Origin of the sequence: Porphyromonas sp. COT-108 OH1349 (genome assembly GCF_000768755.1) — a bacterium.
GTDB lineage: Bacteria > Bacteroidota > Bacteroidia > Bacteroidales > Porphyromonadaceae > Porphyromonas_A > Porphyromonas_A canoris.
Genome location: NZ_JRAH01000013.1, coordinates 336,482 through 357,373, shown reverse-complemented (window position 1 = coordinate 357,373; position 20,892 = coordinate 336,482). Strand labels below are relative to the sequence as shown.

The window sequence follows — 20,892 nt, the reverse complement described above, 5'->3', positions numbered from 1 at the left end:
CTTCTAAGATTTTGTGTTAGTTTCTAAAGTCCACAATCACTCCCAGTCTCAACATAGGAGGATAGGTCGGATAGTGTGGAAGAGAGAAGTATTTCGGATCGAGGAATAACGCTCCCACATTGTAATAGGTCAAGAAAAAGCGTGCTCTTTTAAGGTGTGCACTTACATAAGCATTCATGTGTACCGCATCTCCTCCCCCTATCGTTATATCGTTTTGAGGCACCAAAAGCTGAGTGGATGGTTCGTAGTACGGAGCCTTGTAGGCTGTATGCCAATAAGCATCTACTCCCAGTTGCAGAGTCAATACCTTTGCCAAAACGGTCTGAACGTACAGATTGCTATACGCCATTAGAGACGGATATTGGTATATCTTGTCATTGCTCAGATACTGATACTCTACCATATTGTCCCAATGGAAAGGTCCAAGCTTCAAGTTCTGTTCAAGCTCCACGCCTATTGCCCTAAAATTGTCATTCAACTGGGCAGGTACTCCTTCCGAACCGACATAGATCGGATTTTGGATTGTCTCAATATTTGCTTTAATCCTGGTAGAAGTAAAAGGAATAGAAAGTTCCCCTCCCAATCGAAGTCTTTGTACCGGATTGAAACTGTTTTCCCAGCGATTGAAAGTACTGCTGAATCTTCTTAATATAAGAGGTGTACGTTCGTTTCTTAGTTCACCAAAAAGTCGTACAACGTGCCTTTTATTTGCAATAGACATGGCATACTGTGCCTCTGCATCCACAGATAAATTTCCGGCATAAGCCCCGACAGTGCCTAAATCTCCGCTCAGATAGTAAGTAAACCTTTTCCCCTTGGTAGAAGATAGCCTTGCACCGACATAAGTGGTAGATTCATCCGTTTTGTAAGGAGTTATTTGAGGATTTTGTTCGCCTTCCGGAATCATCGGAGGAAGAACATAACTGTCGTACTGATACCTTATATATCCTGCCAATCCCATCTTTGCCCACTTGTGGAAACCCTCTTCCAGAGCGATACCGACCGTACCACCATAAGATTCTGCAATGTGTTCTTCATCCGGATAGAACTTAGCTTCTTCCGTCTTAGGGAGATATTGCTTTTTGTAGATCTCGGTAATATTCGACATCTGAGACACAAAACGGCGTCTGTGTCTGTTGTAAGTGAAATCATTGAAGATGGTTGTTACCGGAACAAATTCCCTTTTAAGAGAGTCTGTTTCCGTAGGAGCTTTTCTTGTGATACCCAAACTGTATCTGTGATGAAAGCGTGCTTCCGAGAAGATATTCCTATTCCAGGTACGTTGCAGCTTTACCGGAATATCTTTTGGAAGGAATGAACGGCGCCCCGAAGTAAACTCTTTCGGATTGGTAATGTACTTATCCTCCGTTATACCTCCGCTTTCAAAGTGTACTATATTAGTGTTTCCAACAGAAGCATAGGCTTTATACCTGTCGCCCTCGTAGTTGGCAAATATCCGATAAGTGATGTTTTTACTCTTGGACGATGCGTACTGTCCGTTGGCATAGTCGTAGTCGAACAACCCTCCAAGATTAAGTTCTTTACCGAGATTCATACTAAAGAGAGTATGAAAGTTACTCTCCTCCGAACTACTGCCGCCCGACTTTGCATAACTGGAAGATGTATAAGGAACTTTGGTATCGAACCACTTCTGCTCTATCCCCGAACGCAACAGATAAAAATAGGGATTGTAGAACGGAAAGAGAAGTGTGGTGGAATTGGGAGAAAAGTAAGATTTTGAGAAATACGGCGATGCATATGTCCCGCCGGCATATCCGGAAGCAATGGTACGCCCTTCCACGATGGCTCTTCTATACCACCCTATCTTTAGAGTATCGAGAGGAGCCACTCTTTTGTCCCCTAAATGTGAAGAGAGGTAGTAGGCAAAGAGATTGCCATGGCGGTCCCTATCGCTGTCCTCATTCAGGTCTACCTCATCATGTGCATGCTCTCTCTCGTCCATCTTCTCCTTATGCTGCGCATGAAGAGATAGAGAAGATAAAAAGAACAGAACCGTATAAAAGAGAATATATCTCGTATGACTTATCGTCCGGAAAAAGTATTTTGTCTGCATAAAGAGCTATCTGTTAGAAGATGCAAGCCTCTTTTTCTTCTGCGGATACTTCCGTGTCATAGCCCAGTAGCGAAGCTTAAGTACACCGAAGAACGCTTCTCCAAAGATGGAAGTATTCATCTTTGAGGTACCCAAGACCCTATTGACAAAAATGATAGGTACTTCTCGGATATCGAAGCCACACAGCTTGGCGGTATATTTCATTTCTATCTGGAAAGCGTATCCTTTGAAATGAATCTTATCGAGTTCCATTGTCTCCAACACTTCTCGCCTGTAACCGACAAATCCGGCAGTGGTATCATTGACCTTCAATCCGGTAATCATCCTCACATACACAGAAGCAAAATAGGACATCAATACTCGTCCAAGAGGCCAGTTTACAACATTCACTCCATTGCAGTAACGGGATCCGACAGCCACGTCGGCACCTTCATAAGCGCATGCACGATAGAGTTTAAGGAGATCAAGAGGGTTATGACTAAAATCGGCATCCATCTCAAAGATGTAATGATAACCCGATTTCAATGCCCAATCGAACCCTGCCAGATAAGCGGTTCCAAGCCCCTGTTTTCCCGGACGTTCAAGAAGAAAGAGTCTGCCTTCAAACTCTCCCTGTATCCGTTTAACGGCACCGGCTGTTCCGTCGGGAGAGTTATCATCCACGACAAGAACATGAAAATCTCCCTCAAGCCTCATTACAGCCCGAATGATATTCTCAATATTCTCTATCTCATTGTACGTTGGAATGACGACCAACTTACTCTCCGCAGTTTGCAAATCCATTAGAGTGATGTTTCTTTTGTATGCAAATATAGCATATTCCATTCAATCCCACTCTCTTCTTGGCACGAAGAATCTTCTCATTTAACGTTATAACAAAAGAATCTAAACCTATAAAGAAAAACGTCTAAAGCTTAGAAAATCTTCAAACCAAGCTTTGATTTCTCCAAATCAAAGGCCGGTTTGTACAAAACAAGCCTTGACATCTGAAAGCCAAGCCTTTATTCGGGGTTTTTAACCTGTCCAAGGAAAGATCTGAATGTAATAAATGAAACTTTTATATCCGTTCAAAAAGAGAAAAAACAAACAAGTTTGAACAGCGACCTTGCGTTAGATGGGAGGTAGAAAACAGATAAAGGAAATCGGTCTCAAATATCCACGGATAGAGTGTAAAAGGATATGCTCTCTACTCCACTCTCTTCAAAAAGAGCCTTGGCAGCATGTACGAGAGTAGCTCCCGTAGTAAGGACATCATCTACAAGAAGTACACGCCTTCCTCGCAGCCGCTCATCTTCCGACTTACAGTAAAACAAATTTTCCATAGCCTGCCATCGCTTCTCTTTGGAACGAGCTGTTTGTGTACCGCCACCGTCATCCCGACGCAGCAAGACCTCGTCTATAAGTTCTATTCCTAATACTTTGGCAAGCCCTTCTGCGATGAAACGAGTCTGATTGTACCCTCTCCTCTTTTTCTTGGAATTAGATGCAGGCACGGGCACGACACAAGAGACATCTCGAAAATAGCCATCTCTTCTCAATCTTTTTCCAAATGCCTCTGCCAAACTTCGGAACAGGAAAGGCTCGTCTCCGTATTTGCCTCTCAAAATAATCTCTTTCTCTGCCGTATCGTCTCTATACAGCATGGAATAAAACATCTCTCCCAAGGGCAGTATACCGGCTACCCGCTCCTCTACCTCGTAGAAAGCTTTGTGCCTTACCGTACCGTGTATTTTGTCCAAACACTCATTACACAGTGCTGCACTCTCGGTCGCGACATCCAACCTGTCGCCACAGTGAACACAGAAAACAGGGAATATCGTATCCAATACCCCTGTTATGCTACTCCCAATGCTCCTCTTCATCATCCGAAAGATCCAGTTTTTCCAACGCTTTACTCACGGTGGCGGATGGATATCCTTTGGCATACAGCCATCTGTAAAGCTTATTCCGAAGTTCGTAGGAAGATTTTGCCGATGAGATGCGCCCTCTCTGCTGTTGCAGAAGAGCGACTGCTGTTTCGAGCCATTCATTCGGAAAGATTTCCCTCAAAGCGTTATCTATGGTGATTTTATCAATGCCCTTACTTTTAAGTTCCGCAGCAATCCGAATAGGTCCCCACTTGTTAAACCTGTGTTTATCGGAAACAAAGGCAACAGCGTATCTCTCTTCATCTATGTACTTCTCGGTACAGAGTTTTTCTATAATCGAAGAAAGCTGCTCTTCTGCTATACCCGGACTCCATGCTTGTATCTTGTCTCTTAGTTGAGACGTACATTTTTCGCCCAATAAAGAGTACTTTGCCGCCCTGAGAAGAAGGGCATCATACTCTTCGGAAGAAAGCCTGATCTCCTCTTTTTCTCTCCTCATCTGCGCAGGCTTTTTAGTTTTATCAGGCAAAACCTGTCTCGTCCGAACATATCCTCTAATACCTCAACCTCTCCTCTTTCTCCACACAGTTTGTGGGCAAGAACAGCTACATCGCCGGTCAAATCCGTCTCTGTTTCAAATGCAAAAAATCCGTCCTCTTCCAGCTTCGGCATATAAGATTCGAGAATAGCCCTGTAAAAACAGAGAGGATCGCTGTCCGGCACAAAAAGTGCAAGGTGTGGTTCAAAGCCGAGAACATTGTGCTCCATCTCCTTTTCTTTGCTCTGTGGAATATAAGGCGGATTGCTTACGATTCCATATACCTTTCCCTCGGTATCATGTGCTCCGGAAAGAAGATCATGAGAGACTACCCGATACCTCTGCGTATCGGTATATCCGTTTGCCGCAAGATTTTCTTGTGTAAAAGAGACAGCCTCCAGAGAGAAGTCCACCGCATCCACAAAAGAAGGGAAAGTAAGAGCAGCCAAAGCCACAGCTATGCAGCCCGAACCGGAACAGAGATCGGCATATTGCTTATCCGGCAAAAGCCATCCTCTTGAGTGCAAAAGCGAAACAAGCTCTTCCGTTTCAGGTCTCGGGATAAGTACTCCGGGACCAACCTTTATATTATATCCAAAGAACTCGACAGAGCCAAAAATGTATTGCAAAGGCTCTCCTTGCCGGAGTCTCTCCACAATATCACGAGCTTTTTGTTCTATGCTCTCTTGGTCTATTGTGCTATCTTTGTCCAAAACAATGGAGGGGTACGGCTTTCCTACCAAATACTCCAATATTTGCCGGGCAATGCTCTTTGCACCCTCTTCACTCCGATACACGGGGAGAAGTTGGGATGTTATGTATCGCACAAAATGCTGTGGGAAAAGAGTATTCATCGTGATGCAAATGTAAGAAAAAAAGGATAGGAGAAGATGAATTTGACTTCTGACAAACAAAGTATGTATATGCTACGGGCTGTGGAGATTGCAGAACGAGCAGAGTGGAACAGTGTAAAGGATAACCCGAAAGTGGGGGCAGTGCTTGTACACGACGATACCATTATAGGAGAAGGGTATCATCAATATTCGGGGGAAGCTCATGCGGAAGTGATCTGCCTCCGTAGTGTATCGAAAAAAAACAGAGCCTTGATACCGGAATCCACGCTATATGTAACACTGGAACCTTGCTGCCATCATGGAAAAACACCGCCATGCTCCCGGCTTATCATAGACTCAGGAATACGACACGTGGTTGTAGGAGTGAAAGATCCCTTCCCAAAAGTTCAAGGAGGAGGCATCGAGCAGCTCAGATCTCACGGCATCCGTGTGGATATAGATGTGGAAAAAGAGGCTTGTATCCGCTTGGCTCTTCCTTTTTTTGTGAGACAACTCAAGAAAAGACCTTATATAGCACTCAAATGGGCAGAGAGCAGTGACGGATTTATAGATAATCGGACTCCGGATACTCCTGTCCAGCTATCCCCTTGTAAGATATCCACTCCTTTTACTTCTATGTTGGTACATAAAATGAGGGCTGAATTTGAAGCGATTCTCATAGGGAAAGAGACCTTTCTGAAAGACTCCCCACGGCTGGATCTGAGACTTTGGCATGGGAAAGAACCTCGCAAGCTGGTTTGGAGTAGCGATGCAAATCTATTCGACAACCGCCCCGAACACTTTTCATCTAAACGGGATATGTGGTCTCTGTTCTCTGCAGATACTGATTCTCTCCCGAAACAGATAGAAGCTCTTTACGCTCAAGAAGGCATTCGGAGCATCTTGGTAGAAGGAGGGCAAAGAGTGTTGGAGGCATTTCTCCAGGCAGATATTTGGGATGAAATCAGGATAGAGACCTCCAATGTAAAGCTGAGGAAAGGAGTCTCTGCACCACAAATTTCTCATCTCAACAAAGAGGAAAAAGAGCAGACAATCTTAGAAAAAATTGAAGAGATAGATGGACACAAAGTCACACATATGATCCGTCTCCCTTTGTAAAATTATTCTTTGTATCTTTGTCCGGCGTTCCGCTCCCCCCTATTTTGGATATCAACGAGACCGCTCTATGTCTAAAGTAAAGAGAGGGTACAGCAGTAAGTAAAAACATACGAATCGACACAAACTTATTTATCCAAAATTTACATGCTTTTATGAAGAATGTTCTTATTATTGGGTCTACAGGGCAGATAGGTTCTGAACTAACCATGCATCTGCGAAAACATTATCCTCAAGGAAATATCGTCGCAGGATACATTCCATCTGCTGCTCCGAAAGGAGAATTATTGGAAAGCGGACCGGCAGAAATCGTAGACATCACTAATGCACAACAGATTGCAGATGTTGTAGAAAAATACAAGATCGACACAATCTATAACCTTGCAGCTCTACTCTCTGCAGTAGCAGAATCGAAACCACAACTGGCTTGGCATATCGGCTTAGGCGGTCTGTTCAACACTCTTGAAGTTGCAAGAGAAAAAGGGTGTGCGGTATTTACACCAAGCTCCATAGGAGCATTCGGTCCCGAAACTCCTAAAGACAACACTCCTCAAGATACCATACAAAGACCTCGTACCATGTACGGCGTTACGAAAGTATCCGGAGAACTCTTGAGCGATTATTACTTCCACCGTTTTGGTGTAGACACTCGCTCTACTCGTTTTCCGGGTCTTATATCTAACGTGGCTCCTCCGGGAGGAGGTACTACAGACTATGCTGTGGATATCTATTACAGTGCAATAAATGAGCGTAAATATACTTGTCCCCTTAAACCGGGCACATTTATGGATATGATGTATATGCCCGATGCTCTTGAAGGTATGGTTCAACTCATGGAAGCAGACCCATCCAAACTGGTACATAGAAACTCTTTTAACATCGCCTCTATGAGCTTTGATCCTGAAGGATTGGCGTCTGCAATCAAAAAGCAGATGCCTGACTTCACGATGGATTACAATATAGACACTCTTCGTCAAGGTATCGCAGATTTTTGGCCAAACTCTCTCGATGACTCTTGTGCAAGAGAAGAGTGGGGATGGAATCCGAAATTCAATCTCGATGCCATGACTAAGGATATGCTTGAAGTGCTATCCAAGAGATTCAATAAGCCTATTTAACTTATACCTCAACACCATCTACATGAAGAAAAGATTGATTTTATTGGCAGGTCTTTGCCTGTTTGGATTGCAAACAAACCTAAGTGGTCAAACTCCGGACACACTATATGTCCACTATTCCAATCACGGCACAGCCATCGGGAAAGAGATGCAAACTCTCTGCAAACTGTACATAAAACCGGCAGAGAAGTTGCCTAAAAATATAGCTCTCTCCCTCTCTTTCTTAGACCTGTCCGATACTCCCCTATCCCAAATAGTGGCTTATAGCTCTTCTGTAGACAGGATAAGAGATATAGTAGATTACAAAACTCCGACTCCGATAAAGGCTATGAACAAGCCTTTTACCGGAGGCGGGGGAATATCTTTTAAGTTTAGATTTAAGGATAAATACATAGCCAATAATGTCATCTATCTTACAGCCAAAGTAAATCCGAATGCTCCGGAAGGCTCTTTGGTAAAATCCGAAATACGATCTGCCCTGCTTAACGGAAAGCAGATGGTGATAAAGAGCGTAAACGAAAGTGAGAGAAGAGTCTTCAAAACATACACTACACTTTGGGCGCCGGGAGACTATAATTCAAAAAATTACCGCATTCCGGCAATCATCACCACAAAAAAAGGTACCATCATAGCTATTGCAGATAAGCGAAAAGCAAACATAGTGGATCTTCCGGAAGATATAGACATTGTTGTTAAACGCAGTACAGACAACGGCAATACCTGGAGCAAACCGATCCTTGTTGCTGAAGGTCAAGGGCGTTTCAAGGGATATGGAGATGCTGCAATCGTTGAGACCAAAAGCGGAAAGCTACTGATGATATATGTAGGAGGTACCGGACTATGGCAAAGTCGCTCTAATGATCCGAACAGGACTTATATCTCTGAAAGTACAGATGATGGTCTTACATGGTCTGCTCCGAGAGATATTACCTCACAACTATTCGGAGAAGAAAATAGCAACGATATGCGCAAGCATTGGTGGGCTTCTTTCTGTGCATCGGGCAATGGATGCGTTACTCAAAATGGGAGAATACTATTTGCTGCAGCCGTAAGAGAAGGTGAAATGGGCTCTCTTAATAACTATGCTTACTACTCCGATGATGAAGGCTTAACATGGAAAGTATCCGGACCTGCCATGATGGGAGGAGATGAAAGTAAGATTATAGAGCTGAAAGACGGGCGACTTCTGATGAGTATAAGGAATAAATTCAGAGGTAACAGATACTATAACATCTCCCGCGATGGAGGTCAGACATGGGGCACTCCGGCTAAATGGTCTGAAATAATAGAGCCTGCTTGTAATGGTGCCATCATGAGATATAAGCATGAGTCGAGACCAAACGTAGAGTTTCTTCTACACTCCATACCTTTTGATAAAGGTGCGCGCAAAAATGGAACAATATTTATTTCCAACGATGAGGCAAAAACATGGAAGTGGAATAAGACTATTTTTAAAGGTTCAACGGCGTACACAGATCTTGCCATCTTACCCAATGGAGACATAGGATATTTTACGGAAGAGGATGAACCAATTAGTCTTGTTTTTGTTAGGATATCTCCCGAATGGCTTTTTGAGGATGCTATGAAGCAGTAGTTCTCTATCGTTTTTGTTCGATACAATATAATTTAGCATCATCTACATCTTCTTTGTGCTGTAGATGATGCTAATAGTTTCATGGGTTTTGCTAACTTTGTTTAGCATGGACTAAATAAGGTCTTTGATGATATATGATGAACTACCCTCTTTTGGACAATATAAACACTCCCGGAGATATTAAGCATCTGAAGGAAGAAGAACTCCCTCTACTTTGTGAAGAAATTCGTCTCTTCCTTATAGACACACTAAGCAGAAATCCCGGACACCTTGGAGCAGGACTTGGAGTGGTAGAGCTAACAGTAGCTCTACATTATGTTTATGACACACCTGAAGACAAACTTATTTGGGATGTTGGGCATCAGGCGTATCCTCATAAAGTTTTGACCGGAAGGAAAGACCGCTTCGAAACATTGCGTAAATGGAACGGATTAAGTGGCTTTCCATCTAGAGCAGAGAGTTCTTATGACGCTTTTATTGCAGGACATGCATCTAATTCTATATCCGCAGCGTTGGGGTTTTCCGTTGCGAACAGGCTTTGTGGTAGAAAAGAGAAAGTGGTAGCAATCATTGGTGATGGTTCTATGACCGGAGGGCTTGCCTTTGAAGGAATCAATAATGCATCAAACTCTCCCAATGATCTTCTTATTATTCTGAATGATAATAATATGTCCATAGATCCCAGTACGGGAGGACTAAACAAAGCTTTGGTAGATCTCATCACTAACAAGACCTACAATAAGCTAAGATATACGGCGTACAAAGGGCTATCAAGTATGAACTTGATGGACAAACAGAAAAAGAAAAAGGTCGTAAGATTTCACAACAGTATAAAATCTCTGTTTTCTGAGCACAGAAATCTTTTTAATGGGTTTGATGTGAGATACTTCGGTCCGGTAGATGGACATGATGTGATTTATCTGGTAAAGGTTCTTAGAGACATAAAGGAGTTTTCCGGTCCAAAGCTTTTACATCTTATCACAACGAAAGGAAAAGGTTACAAGCCTGCGGAAGAAAGTCAGGTTGTATGGCATGCCCCGGGTAAGTTTAATAGTAAAAACGGAGAGCGCCTATCCTCATCAAGTGATCATCCTCAACCACCTAGGTATCAAGATGTTTTTGGAGAAACTCTTGTAGAATTAGCTGAAATGGACGAGCGAGTTGTAGGAGTAACTCCTGCAATGGCAACTGGATGCTCTATGACTTTGTTGCAAAAAAGATTTCCGGAAAGGACCTTCGATGTAGGTATAGCAGAAGGACATGCCGTAACTTTTTCTGCGGGTCTTTCTCTATCCGGACTTATTCCGTTCTGCAATATCTACTCTACTTTTTCTCAACGCGCTTATGATAATATTATTCATGATGTAGCCATGCAAAAAGCCCCTGTAATATTCTGCTTCGATCGTGCAGGATTGGTAGGTGAAGATGGTTGTACTCATCATGGACTTTACGATATTGCTTCGCTTCGTACCATTCCGGGACTTGTTCTCTGTTCTCCCAGAAATGAAATGCAACTCCGGAATATGATGTACACAGCATACAAGCATCCGGAGTTCTGCCCCATTGTAATCCGATACCCAAGGGGAAGCGGACATACGATTGAGTGGAAAACACCATTGGAAGAAATGGAGATAGGAAAAGGAGAGAAGTTGAAAGAAGGTAAGGGCATTGCAGTATTGACCTATGGACCTATCGTATGCAATGCAATAGAAGCAATTGACGAAATGCAAAAAAACGGAGAACCAACTCCGGCATTGTACGACATGAAATTTGTAAAACCTCTGGATGATACAATTCTTCGAGAGATACTTTCTGAAGGATACAAAGCTGTGATTACAATTGAAGATGGGTCTCGAAAAGGAGGGATAGGAAGTGCGATATTGGAATGGTTTTCAGAATATTCGGAACAAAATCAAAGCATCCCTAAAGTATATATGTTAGGTATTGATGATGAGTTTATCCCTCATGGCAGCGTTCCTGAACAATATGCTTATAGCCAAATAGACACACAAAGTATTCTAAAAAAGATAAAAGCGGTCTACGCCTCTCTTCTATAAAGTTATTTCATTACGTATGAAGATATTTATTACCGGAGCCGGAGAAGTAGGATCACACCTTGCAACTCTACTATCCAGAGAAGATCATGACATCACAATCATGGACTCTGATGCTTCTCGTTTGGAGTTTGCATACGACAATAGTTTGGAAGTACTACCGATACAAGGGAGTCCGACGTCCTTGGCAGATCTCAGAAATGCCGGCATTGCAGGAAGTGATCTCTTCATAAGTGTCACCCCCGAAGAGAGTACAAATATCACAGCAGCCATACTTGCCCATAACCTTGGGGCAAGGAAGACCATGGCTCGGATCAATAACCAGGAGTATCTCGAAGATCCCAATGCCGCTTTCTTCAAAAACCTCGGTGTCGATTACATGGTCTATCCGGAATTGCTTGCAGCCCAAGAGATAGTAGATGGAGTACGTTTACCTTGGACAAGACAATATTGGAGTCTTTCGGAGGGAAGAGTTCAGTTGCTTGCAGTAAAAATGATGCCCGGAGCTCCACTATCGGGTATGTATCTTTCGGAACTCGCGAGTACAGAAAAGTACTTCCACGTTGTCGCCATAAAAAGAAAGCAGGAGACTATTATTCCCAGAGGTAACTCCAAAATAGAAGATGGAGATATTATATTCGTAACCTGCGAAAAGGATAATCTCGATAAAGTAAGGATCTTCTGTGGAAAAGAAAGATCAGAAGTAAGAAAGATCATAATGATGGGAGGCAGTAGAATAGCCATCAAAGCTGTGGAGCTGCTACCATCCAACATCAAAGCAAAAATCATAGACACGGACTATGAAAAGTGTAAGCAGATGGCAAAACGCGTTCCATCCAATACCATGATTATCCATGGAGACGGAAGAGATCCTCAACTTTTGCAAGCGGAGGGTATAGAGGATGCCCAATGTTTTGCAGCACTTACCGGTAATTCCGAAACCAATCTTCTGGCAACATTGGCTGCTAAACGGATGGGAGTGTATCGTTCTATTGCCCGGATAGAGAACATCGACTACCTCTCTATTGCAGAACAGATGGAGATAGGGATCCTTATAAATAAGAAGCTAATTGCAGTAGGAAGTATATACAGACATCTCCTCAATGTGGATGTAAATAACGTAAAGTGTCTGGCTATTGCCAATGCCGATGTTGTGGAACTGGTAGCAAAACCGGGGTCCAAGATAACCTCCAAACAGATCAAAGATTTGAAGCTCCCCAACGAAATAAGTCTTGGAGCTCTCATTAGAGATGGGAAAATGCAGCTTGTGGAAGGATCTACCGTAATACAACCCAATGATGTAGTCCTTGCATTCTGTCTTGGGCACTCCTTAATAAAGTTGAGACACTTCTTCTCCTAACAAAGAATCTATGCATCTGTTCGATAACATCAGACGGAAAGTGAACTACCGCTTCGTTGCCCGAATGTTGGGATTTCTCTGTTTATTAGAAATTCCCTTTCTAATCCTCTCTCTATCGGTAGGACTCTTTTACGACAAGTCTATCGTATGGAGTTTTCTCTCAGCCATTGTTGCGATGGCTGCAGTGGGAGGGACTCTTCTTGTTGCAGGCAGGGAGGCAAAACACTACAAGTCCGGGAGAAAAGAAGCGATGCTGACCGTTTCCCTTGCATGGGTTACCCTGTCTCTTTTGGGTATGCTTCCATATATTATCAGTGGGTACATTCCCAATCCGGCGGATGCTTTCTTTGAGACGATGTCCGGATTCACCACGACAGGAGCGACCATATTGGACAATATAGAAGCTCTACCAAAAGGGCTGTTACTTTGGCGCAGCATCACTCAATGGCAGGGAGGTATAGGTATTGTTGTCTTTGCTTTGGCTCTTTTACCTGTCTTCGGAGGATCAGGCTCTTTGGTCTACAACTGCGAGGCAAGCGGAGTTCTCCACGAGAAGTTCATGCCGAGAGCCGGCATCATGGCAAAGAAAGTTACCAACATTTACCTCATCCTGACCTTTGCGTGCGTTCTTCTCTTTTGGATTGGACCGATGGACCTGTTTGACGCTGTCTGCCATGCTCTCACTTGTGTGTGCTCCGGAGGATTTTCCACTCGGACGGACTCTCTGTCGTACTACAACTCCGCCTATACGGATGTCGTGGCGATGTTATTCATGTTTCTTGCCGCGACAAACTTCTCTCTCATCTATTTTGCCTTTACAGGGAAGCCCAAGAAGCTCATACAGGACACGGAGTTCAGATGGTTTCTCTCCATTGTGGTTATTGTAGGGTTTGCCTCTTCGGTCTGGATCTATATGAAAGGAATCATTGACGCTCCTCTGGAAGCTCTCAGGCACGGATTCTTTCAAGTCATCAGCCTCATTTCCACTACGGGCTACTACACGGTAGATTATGACGGCTGGCTCTCGTTCTTTGCTCTGCTCGCGCTCTGTATCATGTTTGTTGCGGGCTGTACCGGCTCCACGAGTGGGGGGCTCAAGGTCGGTCGCTTTCTCATTCTTGTCAAGAACCTACTCAACGAGATACGCAAGCGGACTCATCCCAATGCGGTATTGCCGGTAAGAGCGGACAATATCGTGATTCCGACAAGATTTGTGGGTCAGGTAGGCACTTTTTTCTTCGCCTATTCGATGCTCATCTTGCTCTGTATTTTATTTCTCACCGTTGAAGGGATAAAGCTCGACAGTGCTGTCTCCGTGGCTGTTGCGTGTATCTCCAACAGCGGTCCGGCGTTAGAGTCTTTCGGGCCTACGGAGAGCTACGCTGCTTTAGGCTCTGTTTCCAAGATCGTGATGTCTTTGATGATGATGATCGGTCGCTTGGAGATTTTCACTGTTTTGGCAGTCTTTCACGGTGGTTTTTGGAAGGACTGAAGTTTTATTCTCATCTCATCAGACAACACACATATATGGGATTCAACATAGCTATCGTAGGAACCGGATACGTCGGGCTGGTGACAGCCGCCTGCTTTGCCGAAATGGGAGTCCACGTACACTGCGTGGATATTGACGAAGAGAAGATCTCCAACCTCAAGCAGGGTATCATCCCCATCTACGAGCCGGGGCTGGATGTAATGGTTCAGCGCAACATCGAAGACAAGAGGCTCTTCTTCCACACCTCGTTGGCGTCCTGCATCGAAGAGGTCGATGTCATATTCACGGCTGTGGGCACACCTTCGGGTGCCGACGGCAATGCGGATCTCTCTGCCGTGTATGCGGTGGCGAAGGAGATCGGGCAGCATCTATGCAGATATGCTCTCATCGTGGGGAAGAGCACGGTGCCGGTCGGTACGGCAAAGAGGGTGAAAGAGATCATACAGGCGGAGCTGGATCTGCGCGGGGAGGATATTCCTTTCGACGTTGCCTCGAACCCGGAATTTCTCAAAGAGGGCAGCGCGATAAAAGACTTCACAAGCCCGGACAGAGTGATCGTCGGAGTGGATTCGGAGCGAGCCAAAGAGATCATGACCCAGCTGTACAGACCCTTTCTGCTGAACAACTTCCGCGTCATTTTCATGGACATCGCCTCCGCGGAGCTTACCAAGTATGCCTCCAACGCGATGCTGGCGACCCGAATCAGCTTCATGAACGAGATGGCAAACTTGTGCGAACTCTTGGGTGCGGACATCGAAGCCGTCCGCCGAGGCATGGGTGCAGACAAGCGCATCGGCACGGCATTTCTATACCCCGGCTGCGGATACGGCGGCAGCTGTTTTCCAAAAGACGTCCGAGCCATCAGGCAGACCGCGCTGGAGCACGGGATGGATCTTACCATACTTAAAGCCGTGGACGATGTGAACAACAGGCAGAAAGAAGTGGTCGTGGAGAAGCTGCTCCGCCACTATGGCGACACCCTTCGGGACAAGACCGTTGCGGTCTGGGGGCTATCTTTCAAGCCCGAAACGGACGATATGCGGGAAGCCACTTCCGTCGTCGTCATTGCCCGACTTCTCGCTCTCGGCGTGCGTATCCGTGTGTACGATCCGGTCGCCATTCCCGAAGCCCGAAAGCACTTCGGCAGCCGCGTAGAGTATGCCGACAGTCTCTACTCCGCCTCCGAAAAAGCGGATGCGATACTACTCCTAACCGAGTGGAAACAGTTCAGAATGCCTCTGTGGCAGCGCATCATTTCGTCCATGAAACCGAATCCCGTTCTAATAGATGGCAGAAACATCTACAACAAAACGGAGCTCGAACAAGCCGGACTCATCTACTACGGCATAGGCAAATCTTAGCAGCGGTGCGTCCTGTGGCGATGCGCCATGCCGAGAGGCAGTGAACGCCATCGCCATCCGCCCCGCGCTCCTTCCCCTCGAAAGCCCGCACCGCTCCCCTCCCCAAGAGAGACGCCCCGTTACGGGGGAGGTGTCATGTATCGATAAGAAAGAGATTTTTTGCAGACAGCCTCAGAGACAACGTCTCGGAAGTGAGGTTTGGGGAGCGTTTTCGGGAACGAAACCGGGTCCGAATCTCGAAGGCAAAACAGCAAAAAAAGTACCCTGCAAGGGTCTCAAAACCCGCCACAATTTCCATCTCCGTATCTTGCTCATATAGAGGGAGATAAACCTTCTTCCGTAAAGGTCTGAATTTTTGTACCTACGGAAATTTTTTTCTTACCTACAGAAATATTTTTTCTTACCTACAGAAATATTTTTTCTTACCTACGGAAATATTTTTTCTTACCTACAGAAATTTTTTTACGTGCGCACGGGAAATTTTTTCCTATACTACACTCTGTAGTTTCGGATCGTACAAAATGCAACAAGCCCGGTATCAAACCTCCGAAAAGGGGCGATACCGGGCTTGTTTATGAGATGGGGCGTTATCAGCTGAGTCCTTCGATCTGTCCTTTGACGATGTCTATCTGATTGGCCGACGGAGCCTTGGGAAGTCCCGGCATACGCATCACATCACCCATGAGCACGACGATCATCTCTGCTCCCGCGTTGAGCACTACGTCCGTTACCTTGAGGTCGAATCCGGACGGTGCGCCGTAGAGCTTGGCGTTGTCGGTGAACGAGTACTGTGTCTTGGCAATACAGACAGGGAAGTGAGCATAACCAAGCTCCTCTATGCGCTTGATCATCTTGGTGGCTCTGCCGGAGAACTCTACCATGTTGGCCCTGTAAATCTCGTGGCTGATCTTTTCGACTTTTGTGCGAATGGAGTCTTCCAAATCGTACACATACTTCAAAGGCTTGGACGGAGTCTCCTCCACCATTCTCACGACCTCTTTGGCAAGTGCCACGGCTCCCTCTCCACCTTTGGCAAATGCCTCGTTGATGGCAAAAGAGACACCTTTCTTCTCGCAATAGTCCGCAACGGCTTGGATCTCGTCATCGGTATCCGTCGGGAACCTGTTGATGCAGACACAAACGCTTTGACCAAACTTCACAAGGTTCTCGACGTGACGATCCAGATTGGAGAAGCCCTCCTGAAGAGCCGGCACGTTCTCGGTCTTGAGATCCGTCTGCGGAACCCCGGCGTGGAGCTTGATGGCCTGAACAGTGGCAACAAGCACGGTCAACGCCGGCTCAAGCTCTCCCACACGACACTTGATGTCGAAAAACTTTTCACCACCGAGATCCGCTCCGAACCCCGCCTCCGTAACAACATAATCACCATACTGAAGAGCCGTTTTTGTAGCCACAAGAGAGTTGCAGCCATGAGCAATGTTCGCAAAAGGCCCGCCGTGAATGAGGGCCGGGGTCTGCTCGATGGTCTGAACAATGTTCGGGTTAAAAGCATCCTTCAACAGCACCGTTATCGCTCCTGCAATGCCCAGATCCTTTACGGTGAAGGGTGTGCCGTCGTTCAAGTAACCGAGCACGATGTTCTCTATCCTTCTGCGAAGATCTCTGAGGTCTTTCGCCAAGCAAAGAATAGCCATCACCTCAGAAGCGGGAGTGATGTCGAACCCTGTCTCGGCAGGTATGCCGTTGTTGATGCCGCCAAGACCGGTTACCACCGTTCTCAAGCTGCGGTCGTTCACGTCCAAAACCCTCTTCCAAACCACCTGCTTGAGAGCTTTTTCTGTGTTCCTGTTCTGGTAGATATAATTGTCCAAAAGCGCAGAAATCATATTGTTGGCCGAAGTGATCGCATGGAAGTCTCCGGTAAAGTGAAGGTTTATCTTTTCCATCGGGAGCACTTGCGCGTACCCACCACCGGCAGCACCACCTTTCATACCGAAACATGGTCCCAACGAAGGCTCGCGAAGTGCAACGAATGCGTTCTTGCCTATCTTATTAAGCCCTTGAGCCAAGCCGATGGATACCGTTGTCTTACCGATACCGGTCTTTGTCGGAGTGATCGCAGAAACAAGGATGAGCTTTCCTTTAGGCTTATCATCGACACTCTTATCCAGTGCGTCCAGATTGATCTTACCCATGTTCCTGCCATAAGATTCTACGGCATACTCCGAGAATCCTGCCCTTTTCGCCACCTCGATTATGGGTGAAAGGGTTGCCTCGCGAGCTATTTGAATGTCTGTTTTCATTTAGTGCTAATATTAAAATTTGAATAAGTAGTATAGTTTCAGCGAATAAGTCTGTTCGGAAGACTTCCCGAAGTAATCCTTCCTTTTATTTCCATATATCTCTCCAAGAGCATAAACGTAGGTCGCTCTAAGACCAAGCACCCACTTTTTGGACTGATACTCCAACCCGGGACCTCCCCCTATTCCCCATGCAAACTTGTTCTCCACCGGCATGCTGTGCTGCCGGGTTACAACAGAGTAAGACCCTCCCTCCTTGTAGGTAGACTCACTGCTTTCAGAAAGTAGCCATCCGAAGTTGGGGCCGGCATCCAATGTCAGCTTTACAGGGCTGTTAAAGGCATCTATAATAAGATGTGTCATAAAGGGGATATTGATCCAGCGGAGAGTACGGGAGTATTTAAGATTAGGATAATCATCGTTCTGCTCTGTCCATCCTCTGTCCGAGTAAGAAGCCTCAAGCCATATACCTGCTTCGATAGATGTCCATGGAAGCTGCCCCATATCTGCTCGCAGCACAATCCCGGCGTCGTAACCGAAACGTATCTTCTGCTTAACTTCGGGCTGAAAGATCATGTACTGTCCATTGGCACCGGCAATCAACCCGGCCATGAACTGCGTCTTGCCACGACTATATCCGAGCATCTGCTTGATCTCAGTGATACTCTGTCCTCTGACCGGAAGCATCCAAAGAGAACAGAGTGAGAGGAATAGAAAAAATCTCTTCAGCATATCTTTTACTCTACGGAGAGCTGTCCCTCCCTGTATGTTACGAATAAGACTCCATTGTTAATATGTGCCACACTCTCTTCAGAAGTAGAAAAGCCCAAGTTGCTCTGCACTCCGCGAAGCTGCGGATAAGTAATATATCCGGAATGATCTATCTCTCCGTCACTTTTTCCATAGGCCATAAAGTAACGGGTAATATCATATCCCAAAAGTCCGTATCGCGGATAGACATTAGCCATATTACGTCCAAACCATGTAAAGTATTCTCGAGAAAGGTGTCTGTATTCGGGGGAGTTCTGATCCACATAAAACATCGAATAGTAAGAGACAGGCACTCTACGGAACAGCGGTTTCAGCGATGTCTCATACATTTGCCAGTCCGGATAGCCGAACACTTCGATAGAAATCTCTTCATTCTGAATCTTGGCAACAGTTTCCAACAGCTCTTGGAGCACCACCTTGGTAGCGGCAGTAGGTACCACAACTATCTTTCCTCCTTTAGAGAGGGCTATCTCCGTAAGCTTTTCAGGAGATAAAGTCTCTTCCGTGTTCAGATAAAAGTGTCGAACCTGCTTGCGAGTCATCTCTCCGGTCAAAACATTCAGAAAAGCATCTTTTCTCTCATCGCTTCTGCTCTTGCTGCTGTTGAAGATCAAAACGGGAAGATTGCCGTACCTCTCTACAAACTTTTCCGCAACCAGCCTATGCGTGCTCTCGTGAGGAGGGTTTATTTGAAATAATGAACGATTTTCTTTCGCGCCACTCTCTACCTTTGATGCAAAAGGCAGCACATACTTTGCTCCCTTCTCTTTTGAGAATGCAGACAGTTGGGCGATAGAAGCATCCGAAACCCCGCCAATAACGACATCCACTCGTTTAGTCTCACGAAGGGTGGTAAAAGAACTTTCCATTTCGCTATCGGAACAGTCCACCACATGAAGTTCTACATTTCTCCCTCTATCCTTTTCGTGCTTAAGAGCCAAAAGCAATCCTTCATAAAACTCCACATAACGGCGAGAAGTATCCTCTTTGAAAGGGAGAGCCAAAACCATACTCGTTACTCCGAAAAGAGTGGGAACAGCAGGAGATATTGTTCTTACCTCTCCGGAAGTCGGATAAGATGGCAGATGAGGCATACTATCATCGGGAATCAAGATCACCTGACCGGCAATAAGTCCCTTCTTCAAAGTTGGATTGTATCTGTATAGTTCATCTTCCGTCCATCCCGTGATAGAGAGAAGATTATATATTGTCTGCCCCGATTGGACGGTATAGTTCTTCAACTTCCTTGTCTGTACAGGGATTGCCGGAGAGCTATCCGTATCCGAAAAGTTCCGAGAGACGGGAGGAATTTTGAGTACCATGCCTACATGAATGCTTGCATCATCTTTCAGGTTCGGATTGGCTCGCATCAGATCCTCCATCGTAACGCCATAGCTCTTGGCAATGAGTAGGAGGGTCTCACCTTTCTCCACGCTGTGATAGGTGTCTTTTCTTACCGGAGCAACCTTCTTGCCACTCTGAGCCTCCGGTATCAAGAGGGTCTGTCCGGTTACGATCTTCTCTCTTGCTCCCGGATTGAGAGCATAGAGCTGCTCGGTAGAGATGTTGTACTGTTTTGCTATCCTGTAAGCATTTTCCCCGGCCTGCACTATATGTTTACGCGTCTGCTGAGCATAGAGACCGCATACACATACTACTGCCAATGTAAGAACAAATAAAAGTCGTTTCATATTTTCACTTTATCCGTTTAGTCTTAGACGATAAAGAGCCGAATACTCCTGTAAACTGCTTTCCATAGTCTTAGGGTACAAAGATATAAACTTCGTACACACTATGGTATCAACGAAGAAGAAATAATTGTTATATTTGTTCACATAAACCATCTAAGCTTCTATCATTATTATGTATTACATCGTCGTCAATGAAAAGAAAGTAGGTCCGGTATCTCTGGAAGGGCTCAAAGATTTTTACTTGAGAAATGACACATTGGTCTGGAAAGAAGGACTCGAAAAGTGGACCACGGCAGAGACTTTGCCGGAGTTGGCTCCCTATATCTCCTCATACGGAAAGCCTTCTGCGATGAGAGCAACAGCCACTCCCTCCGAACCAAAACCTTTTTCTGCCATGGGGGTGGAAAAAACTCCGGAAATGCCTTCCTTCAAAGAGAGTAGCACTCCTAAGACAGATACCGAAACCAATCCGCTGTTCGACATAATGCCTCGAACATGGTTGTTGGAGAGCTTCATCATAACATTTTTCTGCTGTAATATCTTAGGAATAATAGCTCTCACCAAGGCATTGAGAGTCGAAAGCAATTTCCTTGCAGGCAGACAAGCAGAGGCCTTGAGATACTCAAAAGAGGCAAAGAAATGGATACTTGTGGCTCTGTTTACAGGTATAGGACTTTACGCAATCTTTATCCTGCTCTACTTCCTTATATTTGCAGCCATCATCGCAGAAGGAGCCTTTGGAGGAATCAATATTTGATAGA

Annotated in this window: 16 protein-coding genes; 8 read left to right on the top strand and 8 right to left on the bottom strand. The window is 45.4% G+C overall.

Annotated elements, in window-relative coordinates; all coding sequences use genetic code 11:
- Window positions 1-16: 16 nt before the first annotated feature.
- The 5 genes from JT26_RS03400 to JT26_RS03380 form a co-directional block, all read right to left on the bottom strand.
- On the bottom strand, window positions 17-2,074 hold the full coding sequence (locus tag JT26_RS03400) for a putative porin (RefSeq protein ID WP_036846043.1): 2,058 nt from the start codon (window positions 2,072-2,074) through the stop codon (window positions 17-19).
- Between the two features lie 6 nt (window positions 2,075-2,080).
- On the bottom strand, window positions 2,081-2,857 hold the full coding sequence (locus tag JT26_RS03395; RefSeq protein WP_036846437.1) for a polyprenol monophosphomannose synthase: 777 nt from the start codon (window positions 2,855-2,857) through the stop codon (window positions 2,081-2,083).
- Window positions 2,858-3,222: 365 nt separating this feature from the next.
- A complete protein-coding gene (locus tag JT26_RS03390; RefSeq protein WP_081964508.1) occupies window positions 3,223-3,939 on the bottom strand; it encodes a ComF family protein in 717 nt (238 codons plus the stop codon).
- The gene (locus tag JT26_RS03385) at window positions 3,914-4,441 is read right to left on the bottom strand and encodes a regulatory protein RecX (protein WP_052110326.1); all 528 of its coding nucleotides are present in this window, start codon (window positions 4,439-4,441) and stop codon (window positions 3,914-3,916) included. The genes JT26_RS03390 and JT26_RS03385 overlap by 26 nt, the downstream gene beginning before the upstream one ends.
- Window positions 4,438-5,334, bottom strand: a complete 897-nt coding sequence (locus JT26_RS03380; protein WP_052110325.1) for a HemK/PrmC family methyltransferase — start codon at window positions 5,332-5,334, stop codon at window positions 4,438-4,440. The genes JT26_RS03385 and JT26_RS03380 overlap by 4 nt, the downstream gene beginning before the upstream one ends.
- A gap of 36 nt (window positions 5,335-5,370) precedes the next feature.
- Here JT26_RS03380 and ribD point away from each other — a divergent pair, with 36 nt between their 5' ends.
- The 7 genes from ribD (at window position 5,371) to JT26_RS03345 (ending at window position 15,408) form a co-directional block, all read left to right on the top strand.
- Window positions 5,371-6,432 carry a bifunctional diaminohydroxyphosphoribosylaminopyrimidine deaminase/5-amino-6-(5-phosphoribosylamino)uracil reductase RibD gene (gene ribD / locus JT26_RS03375; protein ID WP_036846032.1) on the top strand — a complete coding sequence of 354 codons (1,062 nt, stop codon included), beginning with the start codon at window positions 5,371-5,373 and terminating at the stop codon, window positions 6,430-6,432.
- A gap of 152 nt (window positions 6,433-6,584) precedes the next feature.
- The gene (locus tag JT26_RS03370; protein ID WP_036846029.1) at window positions 6,585-7,547 is read left to right on the top strand and encodes an NAD-dependent epimerase/dehydratase family protein; all 963 of its coding nucleotides are present in this window, start codon (window positions 6,585-6,587) and stop codon (window positions 7,545-7,547) included.
- A gap of 22 nt (window positions 7,548-7,569) precedes the next feature.
- The gene (locus JT26_RS03365; RefSeq protein ID WP_052110323.1) at window positions 7,570-9,141 is read left to right on the top strand and encodes an exo-alpha-sialidase; all 1,572 of its coding nucleotides are present in this window, start codon (window positions 7,570-7,572) and stop codon (window positions 9,139-9,141) included.
- A gap of 134 nt (window positions 9,142-9,275) precedes the next feature.
- The gene (gene dxs / locus JT26_RS03360; RefSeq protein ID WP_036788793.1) at window positions 9,276-11,198 is read left to right on the top strand and encodes a 1-deoxy-D-xylulose-5-phosphate synthase; all 1,923 of its coding nucleotides are present in this window, start codon (window positions 9,276-9,278) and stop codon (window positions 11,196-11,198) included.
- Between the two features lie 16 nt (window positions 11,199-11,214).
- Window positions 11,215-12,555, top strand: coding sequence for a Trk system potassium transporter TrkA (gene trkA / locus JT26_RS03355; RefSeq protein ID WP_036846024.1), 1,341 nt, complete (start codon window positions 11,215-11,217; stop codon window positions 12,553-12,555).
- Window positions 12,556-12,565: 10 nt separating this feature from the next.
- Window positions 12,566-14,047 carry a TrkH family potassium uptake protein gene (locus tag JT26_RS03350; protein WP_036788789.1) on the top strand — a complete coding sequence of 494 codons (1,482 nt, stop codon included), beginning with the start codon at window positions 12,566-12,568 and terminating at the stop codon, window positions 14,045-14,047.
- A 35-nt stretch (window positions 14,048-14,082) separates the two neighbouring features.
- Window positions 14,083-15,408 carry a UDP-glucose/GDP-mannose dehydrogenase family protein gene (locus tag JT26_RS03345; RefSeq protein ID WP_036846021.1) on the top strand — a complete coding sequence of 442 codons (1,326 nt, stop codon included), beginning with the start codon at window positions 14,083-14,085 and terminating at the stop codon, window positions 15,406-15,408.
- Window positions 15,409-15,998: 590 nt separating this feature from the next.
- Here JT26_RS03345 and JT26_RS03335 read toward each other — a convergent pair.
- The 3 genes from JT26_RS03335 to JT26_RS03325 are packed head-to-tail and all read right to left on the bottom strand — an operon-like array spanning window position 15,999 to window position 20,131.
- Window positions 15,999-17,672: a formate--tetrahydrofolate ligase gene (locus tag JT26_RS03335; protein ID WP_036846015.1), complete on the bottom strand. Its 1,674-nt coding sequence runs from the start codon at window positions 17,670-17,672 to the stop codon at window positions 15,999-16,001.
- 12 nt (window positions 17,673-17,684) lie between these two features.
- Window positions 17,685-18,401 carry a porin family protein gene (locus JT26_RS03330; protein ID WP_052110322.1) on the bottom strand — a complete coding sequence of 239 codons (717 nt, stop codon included), beginning with the start codon at window positions 18,399-18,401 and terminating at the stop codon, window positions 17,685-17,687.
- Between the two features lie 5 nt (window positions 18,402-18,406).
- On the bottom strand, window positions 18,407-20,131 hold the full coding sequence (locus JT26_RS03325) for a LysM peptidoglycan-binding domain-containing protein (RefSeq protein ID WP_036846013.1): 1,725 nt from the start codon (window positions 20,129-20,131) through the stop codon (window positions 18,407-18,409).
- A gap of 172 nt (window positions 20,132-20,303) precedes the next feature.
- Here JT26_RS03325 and JT26_RS10115 point away from each other — a divergent pair, with 172 nt between their 5' ends.
- Window positions 20,304-20,888: a CD225/dispanin family protein gene (locus JT26_RS10115; RefSeq protein WP_052110321.1), complete on the top strand. Its 585-nt coding sequence runs from the start codon at window positions 20,304-20,306 to the stop codon at window positions 20,886-20,888.
- The last annotated feature ends 4 nt before the right edge of the window (window positions 20,889-20,892 follow it).

Coding starts and splice junctions, on each gene's coding strand:
- JT26_RS03395 (WP_036846437.1), bottom strand. CDS start 2,857: ATGGATTTGCAAACTGCGGAGAGTAAGTTGGTCGTCATTCCAACGTAC.
- JT26_RS03330 (WP_052110322.1), bottom strand. CDS start 18,401: ATGCTGAAGAGATTTTTTCTATTCCTCTCACTCTGTTCTCTTTGGATG.
- JT26_RS03325 (WP_036846013.1), bottom strand. CDS start 20,131: ATGAAACGACTTTTATTTGTTCTTACATTGGCAGTAGTATGTGTATGC.
- JT26_RS03365 (WP_052110323.1), top strand. CDS start 7,570: ATGAAGAAAAGATTGATTTTATTGGCAGGTCTTTGCCTGTTTGGATTG.
- trkA (WP_036846024.1), top strand. CDS start 11,215: ATGAAGATATTTATTACCGGAGCCGGAGAAGTAGGATCACACCTTGCA.
- dxs (WP_036788793.1), top strand. CDS start 9,276: ATGATGAACTACCCTCTTTTGGACAATATAAACACTCCCGGAGATATT.
- JT26_RS03400 (WP_036846043.1), bottom strand. CDS start 2,074: ATGCAGACAAAATACTTTTTCCGGACGATAAGTCATACGAGATATATT.
- JT26_RS03385 (WP_052110326.1), bottom strand. CDS start 4,441: ATGAGGAGAGAAAAAGAGGAGATCAGGCTTTCTTCCGAAGAGTATGAT.
- JT26_RS03390 (WP_081964508.1), bottom strand. CDS start 3,939: ATGATGAAGAGGAGCATTGGGAGTAGCATAACAGGGGTATTGGATACG.
- JT26_RS03345 (WP_036846021.1), top strand. CDS start 14,083: ATGGGATTCAACATAGCTATCGTAGGAACCGGATACGTCGGGCTGGTG.
- JT26_RS03335 (WP_036846015.1), bottom strand. CDS start 17,672: ATGAAAACAGACATTCAAATAGCTCGCGAGGCAACCCTTTCACCCATA.
- ribD (WP_036846032.1), top strand. CDS start 5,371: ATGAATTTGACTTCTGACAAACAAAGTATGTATATGCTACGGGCTGTG.
- JT26_RS03350 (WP_036788789.1), top strand. CDS start 12,566: ATGCATCTGTTCGATAACATCAGACGGAAAGTGAACTACCGCTTCGTT.
- JT26_RS03370 (WP_036846029.1), top strand. CDS start 6,585: ATGAAGAATGTTCTTATTATTGGGTCTACAGGGCAGATAGGTTCTGAA.
- JT26_RS03380 (WP_052110325.1), bottom strand. CDS start 5,334: ATGAATACTCTTTTCCCACAGCATTTTGTGCGATACATAACATCCCAA.
- JT26_RS10115 (WP_052110321.1), top strand. CDS start 20,304: ATGTATTACATCGTCGTCAATGAAAAGAAAGTAGGTCCGGTATCTCTG.